This is a genomic window from Paraburkholderia aspalathi (assembly GCF_900116445.1).
GTDB lineage: Bacteria > Pseudomonadota > Gammaproteobacteria > Burkholderiales > Burkholderiaceae > Paraburkholderia > Paraburkholderia aspalathi.
The window spans coordinates 36,891-44,476 of sequence record NZ_FPBH01000053.1 but is presented as its reverse complement, the minus strand read 5'-3'; the positions used below and the strand labels follow the sequence as shown (position 1 = coordinate 44,476).

Annotated in this window: 6 protein-coding genes; 2 read left to right on the top strand and 4 right to left on the bottom strand. The window is 62.5% G+C overall.

Annotation, left to right across the window (positions count from 1 at the left end):
- Nucleotides 1-165 precede the first annotated feature (165 nt).
- Both BM438_RS42190 and BM438_RS42185 read right to left on the bottom strand, forming a co-directional pair.
- Nucleotides 166-1,521 carry an MFS transporter gene (locus BM438_RS42190; RefSeq protein ID WP_093647066.1) on the bottom strand — a complete coding sequence of 452 codons (1,356 nt, stop codon included), beginning with the start codon at nt 1,519-1,521 and terminating at the stop codon, nt 166-168.
- Between the two features lie 164 nt (nt 1,522-1,685).
- Complete coding sequence (locus BM438_RS42185; RefSeq protein WP_093647064.1) at nt 1,686-2,858, bottom strand: M20 aminoacylase family protein; 1,173 nt, start codon at nt 2,856-2,858, stop codon at nt 1,686-1,688.
- Between the two features lie 118 nt (nt 2,859-2,976).
- Here BM438_RS42185 and BM438_RS42180 point away from each other — a divergent pair, with 118 nt between their 5' ends.
- Both BM438_RS42180 and BM438_RS42175 read left to right on the top strand, forming a co-directional pair.
- Nucleotides 2,977-3,927: a LysR family transcriptional regulator gene (locus tag BM438_RS42180; protein WP_093647062.1), complete on the top strand. Its 951-nt coding sequence runs from the start codon at nt 2,977-2,979 to the stop codon at nt 3,925-3,927.
- 109 nt (nt 3,928-4,036) lie between these two features.
- Nucleotides 4,037-5,413, top strand: a complete 1,377-nt coding sequence (locus BM438_RS42175) for an ATP-binding protein (RefSeq protein WP_167378541.1) — start codon at nt 4,037-4,039, stop codon at nt 5,411-5,413.
- Between the two features lie 23 nt (nt 5,414-5,436).
- Here BM438_RS42175 and BM438_RS42170 read toward each other — a convergent pair whose 3' ends face one another.
- Entirely contained in the window at nt 5,437-5,895 is a 459-nt protein-coding gene (locus BM438_RS42170) for a hypothetical protein (protein ID WP_093647058.1), read from the bottom strand.
- Between the two features lie 129 nt (nt 5,896-6,024).
- The gene (locus tag BM438_RS42165; protein WP_093647055.1) at nt 6,025-7,461 is read right to left on the bottom strand and encodes an aldehyde dehydrogenase family protein; all 1,437 of its coding nucleotides are present in this window, start codon (nt 7,459-7,461) and stop codon (nt 6,025-6,027) included.
- Nucleotides 7,462-7,586 lie beyond the last annotated feature (125 nt).

Sequence of the window (7,586 nt, the reverse complement as noted above, 5' to 3'; positions counted from 1 at the left end):
GATGTCTCCGCACGTCTGTCAACCATGTCCCCGGTCTATACACGGCGGCAAAGAAAAGTAGGTGCCCCCCCGCACAGGGGGAACGCTAATAGACCACTAACAATTCAAGGAAAGGCCAAAGCCCTAAGAACACAGACAATAAGCGCCGCGCAGGCAAAAAAACCATCAATCTATAGCCCTCCCTGCAGTCTCCCTCATAAACGGCAACGGCAACAACGACACCACCCCACACCCAATCAAATACCAGGCAGGCGCCAAATTACTCCCCGACACCTGAATCAACCAGGTAGCAAAAAACTGCGCAAACCCACCAAAAATCGAAACCCCTAAACAATAAACAATCGACATCCCGGTAGCGCGAATCTCCCGCGGAAACATCTCCGGCAACATGACGATATTAGGCACCGCGGTAAACGCGACAAACACAGCCAGCACAGCAACAACAGACAACAAAACCGGCACCGTGGGCAAAGCATTAATAATCATGAAGGCCGGATACACGGCAACAATCAACATCACCCGCGAAATCCACAAAACGCGTTTGCGCCCCACGCGATCAGATAACGATCCCGCAAATGGCGAGCAAATCACCGTCACAATCGCCGCCGTCCAAGCGGCCCACAACGCCGACGACATCGGGAAATGCAAAATCCGAATCGCGTAGGTCGACAGATAAAACAGCACGATGTAGTTCGCGGCCGTGCCGCCAATCGTCGTCAACACACCCGTCGTGATCACGCGCGAATGCTCGCGGAACAACTTGCGAACCGGCTGCGCATCAGGCGCCTGGGCCGCAGAAACCGTACCGTCTTCCACGCCCGGCAAGGTTTCGTCCAGATGCCGCCGGATGTAAATGCCAATCGGACCCATCGCCATGCCGATCACAAACGGCACACGCCAGCCCCAGCTCTCCAACGCGGCAGTGGACAGCGCCGCCGCCAACGCAACACCCAGCAGCGAGCCACAAACCGTGTTCAAGCCCTGGCTCACGAACTGCCAGCTTCCGTAAAATCCACGCGTCTTATCGCTGCCATATTCAAGCAACAACGATGTCGATGCACCAATCTCGCCGCCCAGCGCGAAGCCCTGAATCAAGCGCGCAAGGATCACCAGTAGCGGCGCGGCGATGCCGATCGCCGCGTACGTCGGCGCGAACGCGATGATCGCCGAGCCGAGTGTCATCAGCCACAGTGTGAGACTCATTGCGGCCTTGCGGCCGGCGCGGTCGGCATAGGCGCCGAGCACAATGCCGCCCACCGGACGCATGATGAATCCCACGCCGAACGTGCCGACCGCCAGCATCAGTTGCGCAAGCTGCCCTTCCACCGGGAAATACAGCTTGCCGATGATCGTCGCGAAGAAACTGTAGATCGTGAAATCAAAAAACTCGAGACCGTTGCCGAGCGTGATCGCAGCAATCGCCTTGGCGTGACTCGTGCGTTTGGCCGGCGGCATGGCCGACACGTCACCGAGATTCAACGCGTCGGTGCCTGCGGGTTGCGGTGTAGCGGAATAGTCCATCTGTCTCTCCATGGTGTCCTTCCTGCCAATGCGCGGACCTGCAGCCTTGCGCGCCTGAAAGCGATGGACGGTCTGACTGGCCCCAACACGGCCTTGATGGCCCCGCTGGTCTTCGTGACCCTCGGAGCCTTGCATGGCCTCAGTTCAACGCGATGCCGCCTGCCTCAGACGAGGAACGTCTGCGCAAGCCGCACCCAATACGCCGCGCCGGTAGCGAGGCAGTCGTCATTGAAGTCATAGCCCGGGTTGTGGACCATGCAACCGCCCTCGCCGTCGCCATTGCCGATGATCAGGTAGCTGCCCGGGCAACGCTCCAGCAGGAACGCGAAGTCTTCACTGCCGGTCAACGGTTGCATGTCGGCGATCAAGCCGTCTTCGCCGAGCCAGTCGAGCGCGACCTGCCGTGCGAGACCGGTCATCTGCGCATCGTTGACGAGCACCGGATAACGTCGTTGATAGTCGACGTGCGCACGCGCGCCGAACACCGCCGCCTGTCCGCAGGCGACCGCCGTGATGCGCTCCTGCAAATAGTTGCGAACCTCAGGCTTCAGCGCGCGCACGGACAAGCGCATCTCCGCGGTTTCAGGAATCACGTTCGGTGCTTCGCCGGCGTGGATGGCGCCGACCGTGATGATCGCCATGTCGAGCGGCGCAATGTTGCGCGATACGATCGACTGCAAGGCCAGCACGATCTGCGCGCACACCACCACGGGATCGACCGCCTTGTGCGGCACCGCGCCATGACCGCCGCGGCCGGTTACCTTGATGATCACCGTATCGGATGAAGCCATGAACGAGCCCGGCAGGAAGCCGAACTTGCCGGTAGGGAAGCCCGGCATGTTGTGCATCGCGAAGACCGCGTCGCACGGGAATTTGTCGAACAGGCCGTCTTCGAGCATTTTCTTCGCGCCGGCCTGACCTTCTTCGGCGGGCTGGAAAATCAGGTTCAACGTGCCGTCGAAATTCTTTTCCTGCGCCAGATGCTTGGCGGCCGCCAGCAGGATCGCCGTGTGGCCGTCATGGCCGCATGCGTGCATCTTGCCGGGAACGGTGCTCGCGTACGGCAGGCCGGTGGTCTCGTGAATCGGCAGTGCGTCCATGTCGGCGCGCAGGCCGAGTTTGCGCGTGCCGCTGCCTACTTTCAGTTGCCCTACAACACCGGTCTGACCCAGCCCGCGATGCACGGTGTAGCCCCACTCCTGCAAGCGTTCCGCGACCAGGTCGCCAGTGGCGAACTCTTCGTAAGCCAGTTCGGGCTGCGCGTGGATGCGGCGGCGCAGCGCGATCATTTCGTCTTCGAGTTCGGCGATGCCCGCCGGGATGGCCATGGTGTTCACGATGTTGTCTCCGTCGATGAAAGCGTGAACCGAGCATAACCACGCCGATTTTCCAGCGGCAGGCGTAGAATCGTTGCGCCAGCAACCAGCGGTTGCCACCCATGTACGGGTTTTCCAGATGAAACTGCATCAACTCAGCACCTTAGCGGCCATTGCGGATACCGGCAGTATCCGGGCCGCCGCCCGTTCGCTCGACCTTTCGCCGGCCGCCGTGACCAAGGCCATGCGCGAACTGGAGGCCGATCTGCAAGCGCCATTGCTGGTGCGCGGCGCGAGCGGCGTCGCGTTCACGGAGTTCGGCCGCGCGCTGGTCGTGCATGCGCGGCTGGTGCTCGGCCAGTTGCAGCGCGCGGAAGCAGAGATCGAGGCGATGCGCGGCGCGGCGGCCGGCAAACTGTCGATCGGCGTCACGCCGTGGGTGGCGCTGACTTTTCTGCCGCCCACAGTGCAGCGGTTCCGGCAGCACATGCCGGAAGTCCAACTGGAATTTTTTGAGGGGCTGCTGGGCGTCGTGCAACCACGCCTGCGTGACGGCAGCCTCGACTTCTCGATCGGCCGTCCGCCGCCCGCTTCGCCGCAATCGGAGTTTCACAACGTACCGCTGTTTTCAACGCATTCGGCGGTGTGCGCGCGGCGCGATCATCCCAAGGCGGGTTGCCGCACGCTGCTCGAACTGGAAGACGCCGAATGGGTGCTGAACTGGGACCCGGCAAGCCGCGAGTCGATCTCGGACAATCTGTTTCGCAAGCGCGGCATGAAGGTGCCGCACACGATCCATCTTGCGCACTCGCTCTCGGTCGTGCTCGGCCTGCTCGCACGAACGGACATGGTCAGCATTTTCCCGTGGCCGCTCGTCGAAGTGCTCATCGCAAAGGAGAACCTGTGGGCGCTCCCCTTGCGCGAGACGGTGGATGAAACCATCGTCAGTATCACGTCACGCCGCGGCGCGCCGACGAGTCCGGCGGCCACGTGTTTTCTGGAGTGTTTGCGCGAAGTCGTCGACGAAGGCTCGCGCTCGCAAGACCCTGAACTGCGCCGCCTGTTTCATTCGATCGAACTGCTGCTGTAGTGATGTGGTGGGGGTGGCGGACCCGCGGCGCTGTAAGCTGAATCGCATGCATGCCCGCTATGCTTCGAGTGCGCAGCGGCGCGTCGCCCTGCCGTTATCCCGAGCGACCGTGATCCAGAATCCTGACAACGAAGCCGACCGCAAGGCACAGCCTCCGGGCACGTCAGCGGAGTATGCCGACGACAGCGCCTCGCTCGATCCGTCCCATCACCGCGCGCTCGCTGAAGCGCGACGCGCCGACGGCGACGAACTGGCCGCGGTCGCGCATCTGATCGCCGCCCACACGCTGGACGCCTACACCGCTGCGGCACCCAACGCCAGTGCCGCGAATCTCTGCGATGTCGCGACCGGATATTTCATGAAAAGCGATCATGAGATCGCCGAATACTGGTACCGCCTCGTTCTGAAGCTTGATCCGCATGTCGCCGTTGCTTGCCAGAATCTGGCCGCCATCCTCGCAGGCAGCGGACGCGCGAGCGAAGCCGCCGCATATCGGGAACGTGCCTACCGGATCCAGCGTGTCTTTATCGAGGGACGCGGCGCCGGGCAGCGCCGTGTGCTGATCCTCTGCGCGGCACACACCGCCGGCAATGTGCCGTTCGATGCTCTACTGCCCAGCACGACCTGCTGTCGCATCAAATACGCGATCGACTACGCCGCCGACGAAGAAGACCAGCAGTTGCCGCCCTACGACCTCGTGTTCAACGCGATTGGCGATGCGGATATCGCCGCCCCGCTTTCCGGGCGACTCGCGCGCTTCGTCTTGCGCTGTGCGCGGCCCGTGCTCAATCCGCCCGACGCTATCGCCCGAACCCAGCGGCATCGTACCGCGAGCCTGTTCGACGGATTGCCGGACGTGCAGGCGGCGCCTTGCGTACGCAGCGAAACCGCACCGGCTTCACGCAATGCGCTTGACGCGCTGCTCGCGGCGGACGGCATCGACTTTCCGGTCCTCGCGCGTCCTGCCGCGACACACGGCGGCGAGGGGCTGACCTTATGCGAGAGTCCCACCGCGCTTGAATCGTGGCGCTCGGCACAAACCGACATTTGCTACCTCGCAGCGTTTCGCGACTATCGCAGCGCCGACGGCTTCTACCGCAAATACCGGATCATTTTTGTCGACCGGGAGCCGTTTCCCTACCATCTGGCGATTTCGCCACACTGGATGGTGCATTACTACTCCGCCGACATGGAACAGTATCCGTGGAAGCTGGAGGAAGAGCGGCGCTTCCTCGACAATCCGCACACTGCGCTCGGCGAGCGCGTCATGAATGCGATCGCGGCGATCGGCAGACGGCTCGATCTCGACTACGGCGGAATCGACTTCACGGTGCTGCCCGACGGACAGGTGCTGGTCTTCGAAGCGAACGCGACCATGCTGGCCCACTTCGAGCGCGCAACCGGCACTCTCGCCCACAAGAATCCGTACGTGCAGCGTATCGTCGATGCATTCGAACGGATGATGTCGCGCCACTCCGCGACCTGAAGGTTCATCCGAAGGTTCGTCCGTTACTGGCTGGATAGATGCTGCTGAAGATACGGCACGAAGCCGTTTTGCGTCGGACCGATCTGCTTGACGCAATCATCGTAGTCGGAGCCCATCGCGCGATCCTGGCCGTACATGCCACGGCACTGCGCGTACAGCGTGATCGTCGCCCCGCTGCCCTTGGTCACGCGCGTGGCCGAATAGACCGCATGTCCCGAGCGGCTCGGCACGTCGGTCTCGATCGCCACCGCGTCCGCGCGGACGATCGACGTGTAAGAATGCGCCGCCACGTAGTCCTTCGTGAGCGACCAGGCCTTGTCACACTGCGCCTGATCCGCGCACCCGACAGCGGCGTTACGCTGGGCGCTATCGAGCAGGCTCTCTGAGCGGGTAAAGTCGCGCGCCTGAGCTTCCTGTTTTTCTGTGGATGAACAGCCGCCCAGGGCAAGCGCAGCAAGCGCAATAGCGATAGTCTTTTTCACTGGTTCAAGATCCGATGGCGAATTCCGGCAAAGATTATAGACGCCCGCCAACAGCGTTCGCAGATTGGAACCGCCATCGAAAAACTGCCGGTGCGTTGGGGTCTCTCACCGCCCGGCCGTCGCGCAGCGTCAACTTGCGTAACCCACCACGCCTTTGATCTCCAGAAAATCTTCCAGACCGAACTCGCCGTACTCACGGCCGTTGCCCGATTGCTTGAAGCCGCCGAACGGTGCATCGGGGCTGTAGTCCGCGTAGTTCAGATAGATCGTGCCGGTACGCAGGCGCTTCGCCACGGCATGCGCATGCTCGATCGAGGCGGATTGCACATAGCCCGCGAGGCCGTAGAGGCTGTCGTTGGCCATCGCGATCGCGTCATCTTCCGAGTCGTAGCCGAGAATCGACAGCACCGGGCCGAAGATCTCTTCGCGCGCGATCGTCATGTTCGGCGTGACGTTGCCGAACACCGTCGGGCGCACGAAGTAACCATCCTTCAATCCCTCAGGCCGGCCCGGGCCGCCGGCCACCAGCGTGGCGCCCTCTTCGACGCCCACACCGATCAGCCGCTGGATCTTGTCGAACTGCTGCTCGCTGATGACCGGCCCGAGGTCGATGCCCTTCGCATCCGCGGGACCGACGACCAGGGCTTCAGCCGCTTCTTTCGCATAGCCCAATGCCTCGGCGAGGCGTGCGCGCGGCACGAACATGCGCGTGGGCGCATCGCACGACTGGCCGCTGTTGTCGAAACATGCACGGGCGCCGCGCATCACCGCCTGCTTCAGATCGGCATCTTCGAGAATCAGGTTGGCCGATTTGCCGCCCAGCTCCTGGTGCACGCGCTTGACCGTATCCGCCGCGGCCTTCGCGACTTGCACGCCTGCACGCGTCGAGCCGGTGAACGACATCATGTCGATGTCCGGATGACGCGACATCGCCTCGCCCACCGTTGCGCCTTCACCGTTGACGAGGTTGAACACGCCGGCCGGCACACCCGCCTCGTCGAGGATCTCGGCGAAGATGATGCCGGAGAGCGGCGCCAGTTCCGAAGGCTTGAGCACCATCGTGCAACCGGCCGCGAGCGCGGGCACGACCTTGGTGGCGATCTGCAAGGCCGGCCAGTTCCACGGCGTAATCAGCCCGCACACGCCGACCGCCTCCTTGCGAATCAGAATGCTGCTCTTCACGTACTCGAATTCGAACGTGTCGAGCGTGCGGATCATCGTTTCCAGATGCGCGACGCCGGTCCATGCCTGAGCATCGTTCGCATACTGCAGCGGTGCGCCCATCTCGCGGCTGATCGCGTGCACCATGTCGTCGTAGCGCTTGCGGTAGACGTCGAGAATCGCTTGCAGCAAATCGATTCGCTGCGCGATCGTGGTCTCGCTGTAGGCCGGAAAGGCACGCTTCGCCGCAGCCACGGCACGGTCGACATCGGCCGCGCTGCCGAGCGAAATCTGCGCGAACGCGGTAGCCGTGGACGGGTCGATCACGTCGAGCGTGGCAGCGCCTGCCGGGTTTTGCGGATCGACCCATTGTCCGTCGATATAAAACTGTTTGGCGTGTTGCATGGGCTTGTCCTTTACATGAATGGTTGGGTCAGACCTTGGGCCGAGAAAGCGCCCGGGAGCGGTATCGAATGCTTTACATCGACGCCGCTCAATCTGAATGTCTTCAAATCGAAATTCATCGCTAC